General features: G+C 33.6%; 1 pseudogene. It reads right to left on the bottom strand.

Going from position 1 to position 217, the window contains the following annotated elements:
- Nucleotides 1–196, bottom strand: a pseudogene (locus tag BN338_RS09780) (type II toxin-antitoxin system protein adenylyltransferase VbhT); the annotation flags it as partial.
- Nucleotides 197–217 lie beyond the last annotated feature (21 nt).

The following is a 217-nucleotide window of genomic DNA, read 5'->3' on the forward strand; positions in this document are numbered from 1 at the left end:
CCGCCTGAAACTCTTTTATGCGTTCTTTATCATGAGACTGTTGTTTAGGAAGTACTTTTGATAAATCAAAATCTTGTTTATGAATGGCATTTTGTCCAAAACGTTTATCTAAAGCACTTTGAAGCTTTAAAAAATCCTGGTTAACCTTCTCTGGTATTTTCAAATAACCTTCACTACCAGGTGAAACATTTTTCATATAAGTCACTGCCTCTTGTGA

It is taken from the genome of Bartonella queenslandensis AUST/NH15 (assembly GCF_000312585.1).
Taxonomy (GTDB): Bacteria; Pseudomonadota; Alphaproteobacteria; order Rhizobiales; family Rhizobiaceae; genus Bartonella; species Bartonella queenslandensis_A.